This is a genomic window from Hymenobacter sp. HSC-4F20, from assembly GCF_019599275.1.
In the GTDB taxonomy this organism is placed as follows: domain Bacteria; phylum Bacteroidota; class Bacteroidia; order Cytophagales; family Hymenobacteraceae; genus Hymenobacter.
Genome location: NZ_JAHZTD010000001.1, coordinates 182,792 through 197,834, shown reverse-complemented (window position 1 = coordinate 197,834; position 15,043 = coordinate 182,792). Strand labels below are relative to the sequence as shown.

The following is a 15,043-nucleotide window of genomic DNA, read 5'->3' as shown; positions in this document are numbered from 1 at the left end:
TTCTCTGTACCTGCCGTATGTCCCGCTCCTCGCTTCGCGCCCACCTGCTACCCACCCTCGACTTAGCTTACCCCGTGATGTTCAGTCAGCTTGGGCATGTGCTGGTAAACGTCTGCGACAGCATGATTGTGGGCCAGACCGGCAAGGTAGCGCTGGCCGCCGTGTCCTTGAGCGTGAGCGTGACGACGGTTGTGATGGTGCTGGGCATGGGCCTGACTATGGGCATCACGCCGCTGGTGGCCGCCGCCGATGGCCGCCGCGACGTGCCCGCGCTGGGCCGCCTGCTGGTGAACGGCGTGTGGCTGAGTGCCGGGGCCGGGGTAGTGCTGGCCTTGTGCGGGCTGGTGGTGCCACCGCTGTTACCCTACCTGAACCAACCCGCCGAGGTAGTAGCGTTAGCAGCCCCTTGGGTGCGGGTGATGTTTTTGTCCCTGTTGCCGCTGATGCTGTTTCAGGGCTTTAAGCAATTTGCCGAGGGCCTAGGCCTTACCCGCCAGGCCATGCTGCTTTCCGTGCAAGCCAACGTGCTCAACGCCGTGCTCTGCTACGGGCTGGTATTTGGCAGGCTGGGGCTGCCAGAGTTGGGCATGATGGGGGCGGCCTGGGCCACCCTCGTAGCCCGGGTGCTTATGGCCGGGCTCATGGCCGGCTACGTGCTGCGTGCCCGGCGCCTGCTTCCCTACCGGGAAGCTGCGGCCCGTACCCTGCGCCCCGACGCTCCTGGCCTCCGCCGCCTTACAGGGCTGGGCGCGCCCATTGGCGTGCAAATGATGTTTGAAATGGGAGCCTTCAGCTTCTCGGCCATCATGATTGGCTGGCTCGGCGCTACCGACCTGGCCGCCCACCAGATTGCCATCAACGTAGCCTCGGTAACCTATATGGCCGCCAGTGGCATTGCGGCGGCGGCCACTATCCGGGTGGGCAAGCACCGGGGGCTGCAAGACGCCCACGGCGCGCGCCAGGCCGGCCTGGCCGCCTACCTGCTCACGTTCCTGTTTATGAGCCTGATGGGGGTGCTGCTTGTGCTGGGTCGGCATACTATTCCGCTCTACTACAACCACGACCCCGCCGTGGTGGCCCAAGCGGCGTCCCTGCTGCTGATTGCGGCAGCATTTCAGGTTTCCGACGGGCTGCAGGTTGTCGGGCTGGGGGCGCTCCGGGGCCTGGAAGACGTAAAGGTGCCCTCCGTAGTGGCCCTGCTGGCCTACTGGGCGGCCGCTCTGCCCCTGGGCTACGTCCTGGGCTTTCACTTAGGCTGGGGGGCCACCGGCGTGTGGGTAGGCTTGCTCACGGGTCTGACGCTGGTGGCGGGTGTACTGCTGCTGCGCTTCCGGCGCCGGCCTGTACTAACTGCCGCACCCGTGAACGAAGCCACCCTCGCCGCGCGTTAAGCAGGACCTCTCTCTACGAGAACGTTGAGCTTCTGCTTCCGGCTGTAGTACAATATTATTGGCTTAGCTGTCGTTGTAGGGTGTATTTGTCTCTTGCCCAGTCCTATTCAGCAGCCCATGCTTCTGTTCTTTTCATTTCCTTGGTTACTAGGGGTATTCTCGTCCGTTGCCCAGGGGCCGGCGGTAGCCGCACCTCCCTCTGAAGCGGCTAAGCTGGAATGGCGCGCCAACCGCCCCCTCACGTGGGAAGACTTCAAGAGCCGGCCCATGTCCGACCGACTGGCCGCCCTGACTTCCTCGAGCATTGACGCCAAGGTAGGCTGCGTTGATTACGTGTTTTCGGCCCAGGTGAAGGCCGTATTCGTGCCTACGGAGTCGTGGGTGCGGGACCCCAAGCGCGCCACGCCTACCCTGCTGCGCCACGAGCAGGTGCACTTCGACCTAACGGAGGTGCATGCTCGCCTGCTGCGCCAGAAGCTCAGCCTCGTGAAGCTCGACTGCGAGAAGCTGCAGCCGGCCTTCAATAACATCACTAAAATGGCTTTCCTGACCTGGCAGCGCGAAGAAGCCCGCTACGACCAGGAAACCAACCACGGCCTCAACCAGCCTCGCCAGCAGGCCTGGGAGCAACAGGTGCAGCAGCGCCTACAGCAACTTGATGCCTTTGCCCTCAAATAGCGCAGCGGCGGAGTAGTGCTTGGAGCGCTTTCTTAGCGTAAGTTGCGCCACCAGAAAACCCACTAAACCGCCCGATTACTATTTCACCGCATGATGCTCACTTGGGAAGAATTTGAACGTGTAGATATGCGCGTGGGGACCATTGTGGAAGCACGCGAGTTTCCGCAGGCGCGGCGGCCCGCCTATCAGCTGCTGATTGACCTAGGCCCGGAAATTGGCCGTAAAAAGTCAAGCGCCCAGATTACCCACCACTACCAACCCGCCGAGCTGATTGGCCGGCAGGTGCTATGCGTAGTTAATTTTCCGCCCAAGCAAATCGGTCCGTTCCGCTCGGAAGTGCTGGTTACCGGTGCCGCCGATGCTGCTGGCCACATTGTGTTGGCCACAGTGGCCGGCCCCCTACCCAATGGCAGCCGCCTAGTTTAGCAGCGGGGCGCGCGGCGGGGCGGTCGGGCTACTGGCTTGCTGGCGAACTTCGCGCAGAGCCAGGCTGTCCACCACCACGGCGTAAATCTCGTCCAGGTCTTTGTTGTGCACGGCGTAGTAGCGGTAGCTTTGGGTGAAGGCCGAGTCGTTAACTTCGTAGCGCCAGTAGAGGCTTTTCTGAGCTTCCCGGAACAGGGCCCGGGCCGAATCGGTGGGCAGGCCGGCGCCATCAGTGCGGGCCTCCAGCGTGTGCAGCTCCACCAGCAGCCGGATCATCTTGTCGCGCGGAATGAGTTGGCGGGGAGGCGCTACCTCCTCCGGCTTCTGGCAGGCGGCTAGGCTCAGGGCCAGGGTGCCCACCCACATCATTACTCGAAACGAATAGTTTTTCACGGCAGCAAAGTTAGCAGGAACCCGTAGTTTAGTTGAAATGAAACCCGCCGATTCGCCGTTCCAGCACCTCGTCCGCAAGCTTCGGCAGATGGAAATCCGTATCCTCAAGGCGGTAGACGCCCAGCTGCAGGGCGATTTTCACTCCGTCTTTAAAGGTACGGGGCTGGAGTTTGATGATGTACGGCTGTATCAGTACGGGGATGAGGTGCGGGCCATCGACTGGGCCGTATCCAGCAAGGGCCACGGTACCTTCGTAAAAACCTACAAGGAAGAACGTGAGCAGCAGGTATTGCTGTTGCTCGATGTGAGTGCCTCCCAGCAGGTAGGGGCGGCCAGCCGCCGCAAGATTGACGTGGGCCGCGAAATCTGCGGGGTGCTGGCGCTGGCCGCCGCCCGCCAAGACGCGCAGCTGGGCATCCTGGCCTTCTCCGACCAAAAGGAACTCTACCTGGCCCCTGGCAAAGGCATCCGCCACGCCTACGCCCTCATCAAGCGCCTGTTTGAGCTGACGCCCCACAGCCGGCATACGGGCGTGTCGGCGGGCATCAAGCAAGCCCTGGGGCTACTCAAGCGCCGTACCATTGTGCTGCTGATTTCCGACTTTATTGACGCTGACTATGAGCGGGAACTGACCATGCTGGCCCGCAAGCACGATTTGGTAGTGCTGCAGCTGCTGGACCAGCGGGAGCGGGAGTTCCCCCCCCTGGGCATTATCCCGCTGCATGACCAAGAGTCGGGGCGCACAGTATGGGTGAATACGTCGTCGGCCGCGTTCCGGGCCCGCTACCGGGCCACCTACGAGCAGAACCGGGAGCAGATTGGGCAGATTTGCCGCCGCCACCGGACTGAGTACCTCTCCATTGCCACCGATACGGATTTTGTACCCCAGCTGGTCAATCTGTTCCGGCGGCGTAACCAGCGCGGGGGCCGTGGGTAAAGCAGCAGGTTTTTCTAGATGGCTGCGCGCTGCTGGCCGCGGAGTTCTGCTGCTGCTCCTGTTTGCGGCCGGGGCAGCCGCCCAGACTCCTGCCGGAGCCAGCAGCGGCGGCAACGACGGGCCTATGGGTCGGTTCCGGCGGTCTGCCGTGCGGGTAGGTGAGCTTGTTGAGTATGAGTTGAGCTACCGGCACGCGCCGGAATTGGAAGTCATCTTCCCCGATTCGGCCGCCGACTTCACACCTTTCGAATACGTGGGGCGCCGCTACTACCCTACCCGCACCCGGCAAGGTCGCAGCCTGGACCGCGCCGTGTACCGCTTGCGCACCTTCGCCCTGGACTCGGTGCAGCACCTGGTGCTCCCCGTAACCGTGCTCAGCGGCCACGACACCCTGCTGCTGCCTACCTCTGCCGCGGCGGTGCGCCTGATCCGGACGGCTCCCACCACCCTGGATGGCAACCCGCCGGTGCTGCGGCAGAATCTGCAGGTGCTACCCGTTGAGCCCCAATTCAACTATCCGTACTGGCTGGCCGGGCTGGGGGTAGCGCTGGCACTGGTGGGTGGGGTAGTACTGGGCTTCCGGCGCGGCCTGCGGCAGCGCTACCGCCGTTACCGCCTTCGGAAAAACCACGCCTATTTCCTGGCCCAGTATGCCCGCCACGTAGAGCGCTTCACCTTGTCCCGCTCGCCAACCAACATGGAGCGCGCCATCACGCTCTGGAAAAACTACCTCTCCACTCTCGAAGACAACAATATCACCAGCCTGACAACCCGCGAAATTGTGGTGCACTACCAGCGCGACGCCGACGTGAGCCTGGCCCTGCGCCTGGCCGACCGGGTTATCTACGGTAAGCAGTTCTCGGAAGACGACACCGAAACCGACCTGGCTTTCGAGCTGTTGCGGCGATTTGCCGAGCGCCAGTACATGCAGAGTGTACGCGGGTCGGGTGAGGCCACCGCCCTGGCGGCGCCGGCGGTGGCCTCGTAGCAGCGGGCGGGTTTCTCATTTCTTTTGCCCCTACTTTTGCCCCATGCCGCAGCTTTGGCCCGATGTAGTAGCTCCCCTGCTGGATAGCGTCCGCTATGCCACCCTGGCCAGCTATACCTGGGAGCAGCCCCGTCTGTTGCTGTTGCTGCCGCTGGTGCCGCTACTGTTTGTGCTGCGTTGGGTGTTGGCGCGGCGGCGGCGGGCGCGCCTGGGCGTAGCCTTTGTGGCCGGGCAGCTCCCGCGCGACTGGAGCACGGTGTTGCGCTTTCTGCCCGATGTGGTGCTGGCTTTAAGCTTAGGCTTCGGAATTGTGGCCCTGGCCCGTCCCCAGCGCACGGATGAGCGCGTCGTGCAGAGCGGCGAAGGCATTGACATCCTGCTGGTGCTGGACGTTTCGGGCTCCATGGAGCTGCAGGATTTGCGCCCTAACCGCCTGGAAGCCGCCAAGCGCCTCGCCCGCGAGTTTATTGATAGCCGCCAGGGCGACCGAATCGGGCTGGTGGCCTTTGCGGGCGACGCCTACTCCTTGGCTCCCCTCACCACTGACTACGACCTGCTGCGCGACAATCTGCAAGGCTTGCGCCTGGGCATGATTGCCAACGACGGCACCGCCATTGGCACCGCCCTGGGGGTAGCCACCAACCGCCTACGCGACTCCCGCTCCCGCTCGAAAGTGTGCATTCTGCTTTCCGATGGCGAGAATACTGCCGGTTCCCTCGACCCGCTCACGGCCGCCCAGCTGGCGCATGCCTACGGGCTCAAGATCTATACCATTGGGCTGGGGCAGGATGGTATTGTACCGTACGGCACCGATGAAACAGGCCGCCCCACCTACGTTAGCACCCGCCTCGATGAATCGACCATGCGGCAGATAGCCCAGGCTGGTGAGGGGCGTTTTTTCCGGGCCACGGATAACGTAGGCCTCCGCCAAACCTTCGCCCAGATTAACCGCTACGAGAAATCCGAAATAAAGCAGACCCGCTACCGTAACACCCGCGACTACTACCGCATGTACCTGTACTGGTCCCTGGGGCTGTGGCTCGTGTGGCTGGGGCTGAAAAACACGTTTCTATCCAACGCGCTGGAAGACTAAGGCTGCGCGGCAGAAGCTACCCTGCTGTAGTGCTCGGGCTGGCTTCCATCCGTAGCATTGCTTACCTGCCTACCCCACATAAATTGTTCAACCCAAGTAACTGAGTGGAGGCTTTGGGGTTGCTAGAGTAGCTTTGCCGTTAACCCACTTTAGTCCATCCCTGATTCCGCCCGCTTTGCCAAGTTGCGAAATCAGGTTAATCAGCGTAAATCAGTGATTTCTGAAAACCTGCACCGCATTCAGCAACAGCTTACTGGCTCGGCGGCACGGCTGGTAGCCGTCACGAAAACCCACCCTGTTGAGCGCCTGCGCGAGGCCTACGACGCCGGGGCCCGAATCTTTGGTGAAAACCGGGTACAGGAAATGGCCGCCAAGCAGCCTGAGTTACCGGCTGATATTGAGTGGCACCTTATTGGGCACTTGCAGACCAACAAGGTTAAGTACATTGCTCCCTTCGTACATACCATCCAAAGCATTGATAGCCTGAAGCTACTGCTGGAGATTGAGCGCCAAGCCGCCAAGCATAACCGCGTGATTGAAGGGCTACTGCAGTTTCATATTGCGGCCGAGGAAACCAAAACCGGCCTTACCTTGCCCGAAGCAGAGGACATACTGCGCTCAGAGGAATTCCGGGGCCTGCGCCACGTACGCCTGGCGGGCGTGATGGGCATTGCCACCAACACCCCCGAGGAAGACCAGTTGCGCCGGGAGTTTCGGCAGCTACGCGGTTATTTCGACAAGCTGAAAGCCTTGTACTTCGCTCAGGATGAAGCCTTCCGCGAAATCTCCATGGGCATGAGCTCCGACTATGAGCTGGCCCTGCGAGAAGGCAGCACGCTGATTCGGGTGGGCAGCGCTATTTTTGGCGCTCGGTAACGGTACGGGTCATGGGCTAGCAGGCACGGTTTATTCGGTAGCCCTGCTTTCCCAGCCCGGTTGACACACCCGCCGCAACCGCAGTCTGATACCTCATCATCAACGACACTACCATGACAGCTCGACTTATCATCCAATTGGCAGCTTTGCTGGGCGGCCTGGGCGTGGGCATTGGAGCCTTCGGGGCTCACGGCCTGCGCGGCATGCTGGAGGCTTCTGGCCGCTTCGAAACTTTTGAAACGGCTGTGCGCTACCAGTTTTATCATGCCTTAGCCTTGCTGGCCATTGGCATTTTGCTGCACGTAAAGCCGGAGCTGCAGAGTCTGAGCACTACGGCCTGGCTTTGGCTAGGGGGAGTAGTTGTTTTCAGCGGCTCGCTATACGTGCTCTGTCTTACCGGCATCACTAAGTTAGGCGCAATTACTCCTATTGGCGGGGTGCTGCTCATTGCCGGCTGGATTACCTTGCTCCTGGCTGCCCGTCAGGTTTAGGTTACTAGGTAGACAACAAAAAGGGCTTGCCATTGCTGGCAAGCCCTTTTTTGCTTCAGCGAAACTACCGTTTAGGAAGCTTTTTTCTTGGCTTTGATCTTGTTGTCGCCAATCTTGGTTTTCTGCTTGGCGTCTTTGGTGTCGGTAGGAGCCGAAACGTCGGTCGAAGCCGGAGCGGCCGTCATGGCGGCGTTAGCTTCTTTCACATCGCCAACCAGCGAAACCATAGCGTTACCGCCCGCCGAGTTCGACTCAATGGTCAGCACTTTGTTTTGCATGCCCATTTTGCCGGCCGAGTTGAATTTGGCCGTAATTATGCCGGTTTTGCCGGGCATTACGGGTTCACGGGTCCAGTCGGGGGTAGTGCAACCGCAGCTCACCCCAATGTTGGAAATCACCAAGGGCTGGGTGCCCACGTTCTTGAACTTAAACGTGTGCTCAACTACGTCGCCGGTTTTGATGGAGCCGAAGTCATACTTCATTTCATCAAACTGGATTTGCGGGCCCGCTACTTTAGTCTGGGCATTAGCCGGTTTAACGGCTGCTGTCTGTGCCTGAGCGGCTACGCCCATCACGGACAGGGAAAGAGCCAGAAGAAGTGCTTTTTTCATCGGTTGAACTGCTTGAATGCGTTGGAAGTAAGCAAAATTACAAGTTTCGGGGGCCGGGCCAAGTTACGTGCCAGTTTTCCACGGCGCGGGCGAAGTCGACGTGAAGAACAACGTTAGTCAGACAATGTTCCGTTCTTTTCCGGCCAGCTTTTTTAGCGTGCTCTCTACCTCTGCCTGCCTGATCGTAAGCGCCTTACAAACAAACCAGCAACGAAATCCTCTTCCGTTCTCTACCCCCTGCCGAAGCCCTACAAGTGCTTCAGCCACCTCAGCGGCGGGAAGGCTAGGCGTCTTTAGTCCTCCGTTTCGTCGCCGAGGAGCTTTTTGTTGAAGTTTAGCAGGAAAAGCTTTTCGGAGGAGCGGGTAACGGCCGTGTACAGCCAGCGGGCAAACTCGCTGTTCACCATATCTTCCTTCAGGTAGCCATGGTCCACGAATACTGCTTGCCACTGCCCGCCCTGGGCTTTGTGGCAGGTAAGGGCGTAGGCAAATTTTACCTGCAAGGCATTCAGAAAAGGGTCTTTGCGCAGAGCGGCGGTGCGCTCCTTTTTGGTTTCGAGGTGGGCATAATCGGCACTTACCGCATCATACAGGGCCTTGTTCTGGTCGGCGGGCAGGGCAGGGCTTTCGGTGTGCAGGGTATCGAGCAGCAGCTTGATTTCCATGTCGGGCTCGTCGGGGTAGTCTACCAGGCGCACCCGGGCATCGGCGAAGCGGAAGCCAAACTCCTCGGTGCGCCGAATGATTTTTACTACCTGCACAAAGTCGCCGTTGGCCAGGAAGCCGATTTCTGAATCCTTGGGCAGCCAGTAGTAGTTGTTGCGCACCACCATGAGGTAGTCGCCCGACTCAATTTCGTCCTCGGCCTCGAAGAGGATGCGCCGGATGTACTGGTTGTACTGGTTGGCGTTCTTGTTGGAGCGGCAAATGATGGTGCTATTCTCGTGGCCAAAGTTCTTGTAGGCCCAGCGCAGCCCATCCTCGAGCTTGTCGCCGTTCATGGCGAAAATATCGGGGTAGCCTTTCGTGAAAAAGGTAATCTGGGGGTGCTCCTCCCGTAGTTCTTCGCGCAGCACGGTGGCGTTCATCAGAATGCCCGACTCCTCGGCCTGGCGCATCACCTGGCGCAGCTCCACCGAGGCCACCTCCGCGCGGAAACGGTGGCGCAGCAGCTCGGGGTCGAGGGCGGGGCTGAGCAGCTGCCCTACCGGCGGCAGCTGGGCCGTGTCGCCGATGAGTAGCAGGCGGTTCGACGGCTTCTCGAACACGTAGTTCATCAGGTCGTCGAGGAGGCCGTTTTCACCGAAGGCTTTTTCATCGGAAATCATGGATGCCTCATCCACGATGAAGAGCGTGTCTTGGGCCCGGTTGGGCTGGCGCTGAAACGAGAGGCCCTGGGCGGGTGTGCCGCTGGTTTGGCGGTATATTTTCTTGTGGATGGTGCTGGCGGCTACCCCCGAGTAGGTGCTCATTACCTTGGCCGCGCGGCCGGTAGGCGCCATCAGCACGTATTTGCGGCCCATCCGGTGCAACCACTGCACCAGGGCGCTGACCACGGTGGTTTTGCCCGTACCGGCGTACCCTCGGAGTACAAAGGCCTTGCGGCCGGGTAGGGCGTCGCTGAGGAATCCATCCATCTGCCGAAACAGGGTGGCCTGGTCCTGGGTGGGTTCGTGGGGAAAAAAGTCGCGGACGGAGGGGGTTCTAACGGAAAGCATAGCGGTGTATTCGGGTAACAAAGCTACGCCGGTTTAAGCTCCCATAGGGCGGTAGGTCATTTGCTGGAAATAGGCCTCCAGGAAACGTGTTATGGCCACTGCCAAAAACGCTGTGTGCTTCTGGGCGCCAGTTCTATTTCACAGGCTATACATTCTTGCTACCCGTAGCCGAAGGCGAAACCAGCGGCATTTTACCGTCTCTGGCTTCAGCGCTACCCTACTGGCAAGATGATGATGAACTCAGCGCCCTGGCCCGCTTCAGATTCCACCCGGATGGTGCCGCCGTGGCTTCTGACGATGTCGTAGCTGAGGGAGAGGCCCAGGCCGGTGCCTTCGCCGGTGGGCTTGGTGGTGAAGAAGGGTTCAAAGGCTTTTTCCCGCACTTCGGGCGTCATGCCGATGCCGTTATCCTGCACCCGCACTTCCACGGTGCCCGTTACCAGCTGCGTACGCACCTGTACCTGGGGCACGTAGGTGTCGTCGGCGGTGTGCTTGCGCTGGGCCACGGCGTAGAAGGCATTGGTAAACAGGTTCAGCAGCACCCGGCCCAGGTCGGAGGGCACTACCGATACGGTGGGTAACTCCGGGGCCAACGCCGTTACGACTCCCGTTTGCTGGGCTTGCTCTCCTAACTCCTGACTTTGGCGGGCCAGTTGCAGGTACTCCAGAACCAGGGCATTCAGATCAGTAGGGGCCCGCTCCCCGGTACCGGAGCGGGAGTGCTCCAGCATATCCTTGATGATAGCGGAGGCCCGGATACCGTGCTGACTGATTTCCTGCAGGTTCTGGCGCAAGCCCACTAGAATTTCCTGCTCAAGCCCCGCCTGCTTCTTAGGGTCGTGCATGTTGTCAACCAGGGCGGTGCTGACTTCGGCGAATTTCTTCATGAAGTTGAGCGGGTTCTGCAGCTCATGGGCTATGCCGGCGGATACTTCGCCCACAAAGGCCCACTTTTCCGACTGCACCAACTGGTTCTGCGTCGCGCGGAGTTGCGCCAAGGTGTGCTTATTGATTTGCAGCTGCCGAAACACGACGCCACCAAGGCAGGAAACCAGCACAATGGCTGCCCCGGCCACCCCCAGCAGCTTACTCCGCTGGCGCAGCCGTAAGTCTTGCACTACCTTCTCCTGCCGGAGCCGGGCAATCTGCTCGTTTTGGGCCTGCGCAAGCCGTTCTCCTTCGTACTGGGCAAGCAGGCTGCTTCCCTGGGCCCGGTTCAGGGTATCTAGCAGGTTGAAATACGCCCGGGTATAGCGGCGCATCGACTCTGCATCGTTCCGCTTATCCTGAAAGCGAATTATTTGTTGCAGATACTTCGGGCGCAGGAGCTGGAAGTTGATGGCCGTAGCCTGTTGGTAGGCTTTCTGCCAATATGCGTTGGCCTGGTCGTACTCGTGGCGAGCGGTGTAGTACTGGGCCCAGGCGACATCCAGGGCAAACTCGCCCGGGCGGGCGCTAATGGGCATGTGCAGCGAGTCGGCCAACTGCTGCGCCCGCGTGAGCAGCGGCAGCACAGCCTCTGTTCGCTGCATCTCCAATAACACCAGGCTTTTTAATACCAGCGCATAAGCCGTAAACTGCTCCCGATCTACGGAGTCCTGGCGCGCTGTCTGCAGAGTAGCTTCGGCATGTTGCAACGCTTCCGGTAGCCGCCCTTGTTGCAGGTATAGTTTTGAGAGGGCCTGCTGGGCAAACATGGGCTGTAAGCCGCCCATTTTGTACCGCTCATTTAGCGTAACTGCCTGCTGCAAATACTCCAGGCCCTTGTTGGGGTTTCCCCAATCAGCGTAGGTAGTACCGGCTACCATCAGCTCCTTGCTGTAGTAAATGCGGTTGAATTTTTTAAATAAATCGGCCGCGTGCAGATAATGGCTAATGGCCTGGTTGTAGTCTCCCCGGTGCCGGTAAGAGCCGCCCAGCACCAAGTGGCACGCTGCCTCATTCTCCATCACCCCATGCACCCGGTACTGCAGCAGCTTGCGCTGAAAGTAGGCCATGCGCAGGTCCGATCCGCGCAGCTCATTGTACAGCGGGGCCAGATCGACAAGCAATTGGGGAACGGGGTGCTGCGCCGCATCAAACAGGTCGATGGCCTGGTGCAGCGCCGCTAGTGCCTGGGAGTGGTTTTTTGCCTGTACCCACAAGGCCAAGCCTGCCCGCAGTTCCTGGTACGGTGCTTCGTCGAACTGCTGGGTTCGGGCGTTGAGGGTAAGTAACTCGTTAAGCAAGGGCAGCGCCTGCTGCCGGCGCCGCGGCTCCGTTAGCTCCCCCACATCCAGCATGTGGCGGATGGTGCGCACCCGCGCGGTATCGGTAGTCTGACGGCGTAATACCTGCGCTAAGGAATCGTAGTTGGCCACCCAATACCGGTGTTGCGCTACCAACGGGCTACCTAGCAGTACGAAGCACAGCGCAATAATCCATTTCATATAACAAGCGGCACTATGGCCCGGAAAGAAAACCCGGACTTCCTGCCAAGTTGGGAAGAAAACGGCAGAACCCGCTCGCAATACCTATCCGGCAAGGCGTAATCAGTACCCTCTGCTATTGCTGAGGTATTAGCCCTGCCTAACCGGGGGCTCTACTACAGCCATGGTAGCAGTGGCTTTGGCAATCAGCTTCTCATCGCACCATACCTCGGCCTCGCAGAAGTGGAGGCGGCGCCCGGCTTTTAGCACCCAGCCCACTGCCCGCAGCTTTTGGCCTACGCCAGGGTGTAAGTAGCTGGTTTTCAACTCTACCGTTACTACGCCCGTACCATCGGGCACCAGAGTTACGGCGGCAAAGCCAGCAGCTAAGTCAGCCATGGTAGCTACCAGCCCGCCGTGGGCAAAGCCGCTATGCTGCTGGTGGTGCTGCTGAAGGGGCAGCTCGGCTTCTACCCTACCTTCCTCAATGCGGGTAAGGTCGGCGCCAATATGGTGCATGAAGTGCTGACGGGTGAGCTTGCGGCGGATGCGGGTTTCGAGTGATTCAGTAGTCATAGAGCCGCAAAGGTTGTGTATCTTTTGGAAGTTTCCCGGCCGCTGGGCTTGGCGGCAGCACGCCTACCCTCTTTTCCGCTTGCGCATCATGGAACATCTGGACTACCTCCTGGCCGGGGCGTTGGGCCTGGCACTGGCTGCATGCAGTGGTTTTCGCGTATTTGTGCCCTTACTAGCCGCTTCCCTGGCTTACCGAACGGGCTACCTGGTTCCGGCCGCGGGCTTTGCCTGGTTGGGCACCTGGCCGGCGGTTGCGGTTCTGGGCACGGCCACAGTAGCCGAAATTCTGGGCTACTACATCCCTGTCGTGGATAATTTGTTGGACACCATTACGGGTCCGGCAGCTTTCATTGCGGGCACCATTCTGATGACTTCTACCCTGCCCGACCTGCCGCCTATGCTGCGGTGGGGGCTGGGAATACTGGCGGGCGGAGGCACGGCGGGCATCATTCAAACGGGCACCTCACTGCTACGAGCCGGCTCTACGGTTACTACTGCCGGCCTAGGTAACCCCGTGCTGGCTACCCTCGAAAACCTGCTGGCTATTGTGGGCACCGTGCTGGGGTTGCTGCTGCCGCTGCTGATGGCAGTAGTGGCACTAGGTAGCGTGGTGTGGGTGCTGGCGCGGCTGCGGCGGTGGCGGCAACGGCGTACCGCCCGGCAGGGGCTGGTGCCGCCCCGGCCGGCTTAACTCTTCTGCGTGTGCTCATACTAAAAGAGTTTTGGCAGCAGTTAGTCAGCCACCACTCCTGGTTTCTTCGTAAGCTTGCGTTTTGGCGCTTGCAAGGCCAGAGGCTGAGCTTTTCCTATGACTGACTTTACTGCTGCTGTTCCTTCCGCCGCATTGCTGGAATCTTACGCCGGGGTAGCCCGCGTGCGCGTGTGCGGCTTGCTGGTGCACGAGGGCGCTTTGCTGCTCACCGCGCACCGCGGGTTGCTCCCTAATCATCTGCCGTTCTGGTCGCCGCCGGGCGGAGGCTGGCAATTTGGGGAAACCCTGCACGAATGTTTGCGGCGGGAGTTTGCCGAAGAAACGGGCCTGACTATCAGCGTTGGCCGCTTTTTGCATCTGCACGAATTTCGTAGTCCTGGGCTGCAGGCGTTGGAGCTGTTCTTCGAAGTACGGCCTACGGACCCAGCGGCTACCCCCCGCCTGGGCCTCGACCCCGAGCATAGCGCCGCCGACCAGCTTCTTACCCACCTGGAGTTCGTGATGCCGCGCCAATTGGGCCAATTGCTGCCCTCTCAGGTACACCCCGTGCTGCGTGATATCATCAGCACCGACGACGTGTTTATTCCCCAGGTACGATTTCAGTAGCTTGGGCCGCACGAAGCAACGGCTGCAACCGTGCAGCCGCGGCGGCCCGTCGTCCGGCCGCTACTGCCAGGGTTTTGGCTGGAATCCGACGGGGCTTTTGCGGAGTCGGGCGGCGGCTCCGTACCTTTAGCAGGTCTTTGCTTTTGTTTGTTGCCGTGCCTACCCTCTCCGCTACTGCTATGTCCACTTCCGTCTCGCCGCTTCCGGCGGCCCTGCACCGCCTGCACGACGAAACCCTGGACCTGGATACTCCTTCGGCTTATAATCTGTATCTGACGGCAGGTCCGGCGGGCGTGCGCGTGGGCGTAGCCGATGTGCGACGCAACAAGTTCGTGGCCCTGGAAGACTACTCCCCCGGGGAGGGAGCCACCTTGCTGGCGGCTCAGGTACAGGCCCTGGCCGCCGAACACGAGCTGGTGGGCCGCACCGGCTGGAACCGCGTACGGCTGGCCGTGCAGAACCGCCACTTCACGCTGCTACCCGCTTCCCTGTTTCGCGCTGGCGACGAGGCCGCTTACCTGCGCCTGCACCACGCTACCGACCCGCAACGCGAAGTAGTGCGCCACTACACCCACTCCGGCTCCGAAATCACCAGCATCTTCGCCGCCGAGCGGGAGCTGGTTCAGTGGTTTCAGACAACCTATCCCGAGGGCCAGCTCGTGCACCACACCAGCCCCCTGCTCGAAGGCATTGCCCACCAGAACGAGCAGGCAGGTACCCGGCGCATCTACCTGAGCCTGGGCCACCAGGAAGTAACCCTACTGGCCATGCGCGACAAGCAGCCGGAGTTTTGCAACGTCTTTCCGTTCAGCACGCCCGAAGACCTGATTTACTACACCATTCTGGTGATGCAGGAGCTACAGCTCAACCCCGACCAGGATGTGGTAACTGTGTGGGGTGATTTAACCCACGATTCGGAGCTGTTCACGATTCTGCGCAAATACATCCGCAACATCCGCTTCGGCAACCGCCCCTACGACCTGGGCTACAGCTACCGCCTTAACGATGTATTTGAGTACCGTTACTTCGAGCTGTACGCCCTGCACCTGTGCTAAGCACACAGGCAGGCCTCTTCGCTTCCTGCATACTCCCGGGGTAGCGTAGCTGGTGTGCGACGCGTGTTTTTATCCTTTGCCTCC

Annotated in this window: 16 protein-coding genes; 11 read left to right on the top strand and 5 right to left on the bottom strand. The window is 60.4% G+C overall.

The features are described 5' to 3' along the window. Positions 1–17 precede the first annotated feature (17 nt). The 3 genes from K3G63_RS00890 (at position 18) to K3G63_RS00880 (ending at position 2,495) form a co-directional block, all read left to right on the top strand. A complete protein-coding gene (locus K3G63_RS00890) occupies positions 18–1,391 on the top strand; it encodes an MATE family efflux transporter (RefSeq protein ID WP_220612219.1) in 1,374 nt (457 codons plus the stop codon). A gap of 117 nt (positions 1,392–1,508) precedes the next feature. Then, a complete protein-coding gene (locus K3G63_RS00885) occupies positions 1,509–2,069 on the top strand; it encodes a DUF922 domain-containing protein (RefSeq protein ID WP_220612218.1) in 561 nt (186 codons plus the stop codon). Positions 2,070–2,162: 93 nt separating this feature from the next. Continuing rightward, complete coding sequence (locus K3G63_RS00880; protein ID WP_220613839.1) at positions 2,163–2,495, top strand: tRNA-binding protein; 333 nt, start codon at positions 2,163–2,165, stop codon at positions 2,493–2,495. Here the strand turns inward: K3G63_RS00880 and K3G63_RS00875 are convergent. Then, a complete protein-coding gene (locus K3G63_RS00875) occupies positions 2,487–2,888 on the bottom strand; it encodes a DUF4296 domain-containing protein (protein ID WP_220612217.1) in 402 nt (133 codons plus the stop codon). The two genes, K3G63_RS00880 and K3G63_RS00875, sit on opposite strands and share 9 nt — an antisense overlap. Before the next feature lie 37 nt (positions 2,889–2,925). Between K3G63_RS00875 and K3G63_RS00870 the strand changes: the two genes are divergently transcribed. The 5 genes from K3G63_RS00870 (at position 2,926) to K3G63_RS00850 (ending at position 7,273) form a co-directional block, all read left to right on the top strand. Beyond that, positions 2,926–3,825, top strand: coding sequence for a DUF58 domain-containing protein (locus K3G63_RS00870; protein WP_220612216.1), 900 nt, complete (start codon positions 2,926–2,928; stop codon positions 3,823–3,825). Further along, a complete protein-coding gene (locus tag K3G63_RS00865) occupies positions 3,818–4,813 on the top strand; it encodes a hypothetical protein (protein ID WP_220612215.1) in 996 nt (331 codons plus the stop codon). Before K3G63_RS00870 ends, K3G63_RS00865 begins: the two co-directional genes overlap by 8 nt. A 43-nt stretch (positions 4,814–4,856) precedes the next feature. Next, positions 4,857–5,906, top strand: a complete 1,050-nt coding sequence (locus K3G63_RS00860) for a VWA domain-containing protein (RefSeq protein WP_220612214.1) — start codon at positions 4,857–4,859, stop codon at positions 5,904–5,906. 156 nt (positions 5,907–6,062) lie between these two features. Then, the gene (locus tag K3G63_RS00855; RefSeq protein WP_409070863.1) at positions 6,063–6,782 is read left to right on the top strand and encodes a YggS family pyridoxal phosphate-dependent enzyme; all 720 of its coding nucleotides are present in this window, start codon (positions 6,063–6,065) and stop codon (positions 6,780–6,782) included. A gap of 113 nt (positions 6,783–6,895) precedes the next feature. Next, on the top strand, positions 6,896–7,273 hold the full coding sequence (locus tag K3G63_RS00850; protein WP_220612212.1) for a DUF423 domain-containing protein: 378 nt from the start codon (positions 6,896–6,898) through the stop codon (positions 7,271–7,273). A gap of 71 nt (positions 7,274–7,344) precedes the next feature. Here K3G63_RS00850 and K3G63_RS00845 read toward each other — a convergent pair whose 3' ends face one another. The 4 genes from K3G63_RS00845 to K3G63_RS00830 all read right to left on the bottom strand — a co-directional run bounded on the left by K3G63_RS00845 (position 7,345) and on the right by K3G63_RS00830 (position 12,586). Beyond that, positions 7,345–7,884 carry a DUF1573 domain-containing protein gene (locus tag K3G63_RS00845; protein WP_220612211.1) on the bottom strand — a complete coding sequence of 180 codons (540 nt, stop codon included), beginning with the start codon at positions 7,882–7,884 and terminating at the stop codon, positions 7,345–7,347. Between the two features lie 293 nt (positions 7,885–8,177). After that, the gene (locus K3G63_RS00840; RefSeq protein WP_220612210.1) at positions 8,178–9,602 is read right to left on the bottom strand and encodes an ATP-dependent RecD-like DNA helicase; all 1,425 of its coding nucleotides are present in this window, start codon (positions 9,600–9,602) and stop codon (positions 8,178–8,180) included. 212 nt (positions 9,603–9,814) lie between these two features. After that, on the bottom strand, positions 9,815–12,031 hold the full coding sequence (locus K3G63_RS00835) for an ATP-binding protein (RefSeq protein WP_220612209.1): 2,217 nt from the start codon (positions 12,029–12,031) through the stop codon (positions 9,815–9,817). A gap of 129 nt (positions 12,032–12,160) precedes the next feature. Then, entirely contained in the window at positions 12,161–12,586 is a 426-nt protein-coding gene (locus tag K3G63_RS00830; protein ID WP_220612208.1) for a PaaI family thioesterase, read from the bottom strand. 88 nt (positions 12,587–12,674) lie between these two features. On the opposite strand from K3G63_RS00830, the gene K3G63_RS00825 reads away from it, so the two are divergent. The 3 genes from K3G63_RS00825 (at position 12,675) to K3G63_RS00815 (ending at position 14,959) form a co-directional block, all read left to right on the top strand. Then, positions 12,675–13,277: a DUF4126 domain-containing protein gene (locus K3G63_RS00825; RefSeq protein WP_220612207.1), complete on the top strand. Its 603-nt coding sequence runs from the start codon at positions 12,675–12,677 to the stop codon at positions 13,275–13,277. Between the two features lie 117 nt (positions 13,278–13,394). Then, positions 13,395–13,904, top strand: coding sequence for an NUDIX domain-containing protein (locus K3G63_RS00820; protein WP_220612206.1), 510 nt, complete (start codon positions 13,395–13,397; stop codon positions 13,902–13,904). Between the two features lie 179 nt (positions 13,905–14,083). After that, a complete protein-coding gene (locus K3G63_RS00815; RefSeq protein WP_220612205.1) occupies positions 14,084–14,959 on the top strand; it encodes a DUF3822 family protein in 876 nt (291 codons plus the stop codon). Positions 14,960–15,043: the final 84 nt, after the last annotated feature.

Coding starts and splice junctions, on each gene's coding strand:
- K3G63_RS00840 (WP_220612210.1), bottom strand. CDS start 9,602: ATGCTTTCCGTTAGAACCCCCTCCGTCCGCGACTTTTTTCCCCACGAA.
- K3G63_RS00835 (WP_220612209.1), bottom strand. CDS start 12,031: ATGAAATGGATTATTGCGCTGTGCTTCGTACTGCTAGGTAGCCCGTTG.
- K3G63_RS00890 (WP_220612219.1), top strand. CDS start 18: ATGTCCCGCTCCTCGCTTCGCGCCCACCTGCTACCCACCCTCGACTTA.
- K3G63_RS00870 (WP_220612216.1), top strand. CDS start 2,926: ATGAAACCCGCCGATTCGCCGTTCCAGCACCTCGTCCGCAAGCTTCGG.
- K3G63_RS00830 (WP_220612208.1), bottom strand. CDS start 12,586: ATGACTACTGAATCACTCGAAACCCGCATCCGCCGCAAGCTCACCCGT.
- K3G63_RS00815 (WP_220612205.1), top strand. CDS start 14,084: ATGTCCACTTCCGTCTCGCCGCTTCCGGCGGCCCTGCACCGCCTGCAC.
- K3G63_RS00820 (WP_220612206.1), top strand. CDS start 13,395: ATGACTGACTTTACTGCTGCTGTTCCTTCCGCCGCATTGCTGGAATCT.
- K3G63_RS00825 (WP_220612207.1), top strand. CDS start 12,675: ATGGAACATCTGGACTACCTCCTGGCCGGGGCGTTGGGCCTGGCACTG.
- K3G63_RS00880 (WP_220613839.1), top strand. CDS start 2,163: ATGCTCACTTGGGAAGAATTTGAACGTGTAGATATGCGCGTGGGGACC.
- K3G63_RS00845 (WP_220612211.1), bottom strand. CDS start 7,884: ATGAAAAAAGCACTTCTTCTGGCTCTTTCCCTGTCCGTGATGGGCGTA.
- K3G63_RS00885 (WP_220612218.1), top strand. CDS start 1,509: ATGCTTCTGTTCTTTTCATTTCCTTGGTTACTAGGGGTATTCTCGTCC.
- K3G63_RS00850 (WP_220612212.1), top strand. CDS start 6,896: ATGACAGCTCGACTTATCATCCAATTGGCAGCTTTGCTGGGCGGCCTG.
- K3G63_RS00860 (WP_220612214.1), top strand. CDS start 4,857: ATGCCGCAGCTTTGGCCCGATGTAGTAGCTCCCCTGCTGGATAGCGTC.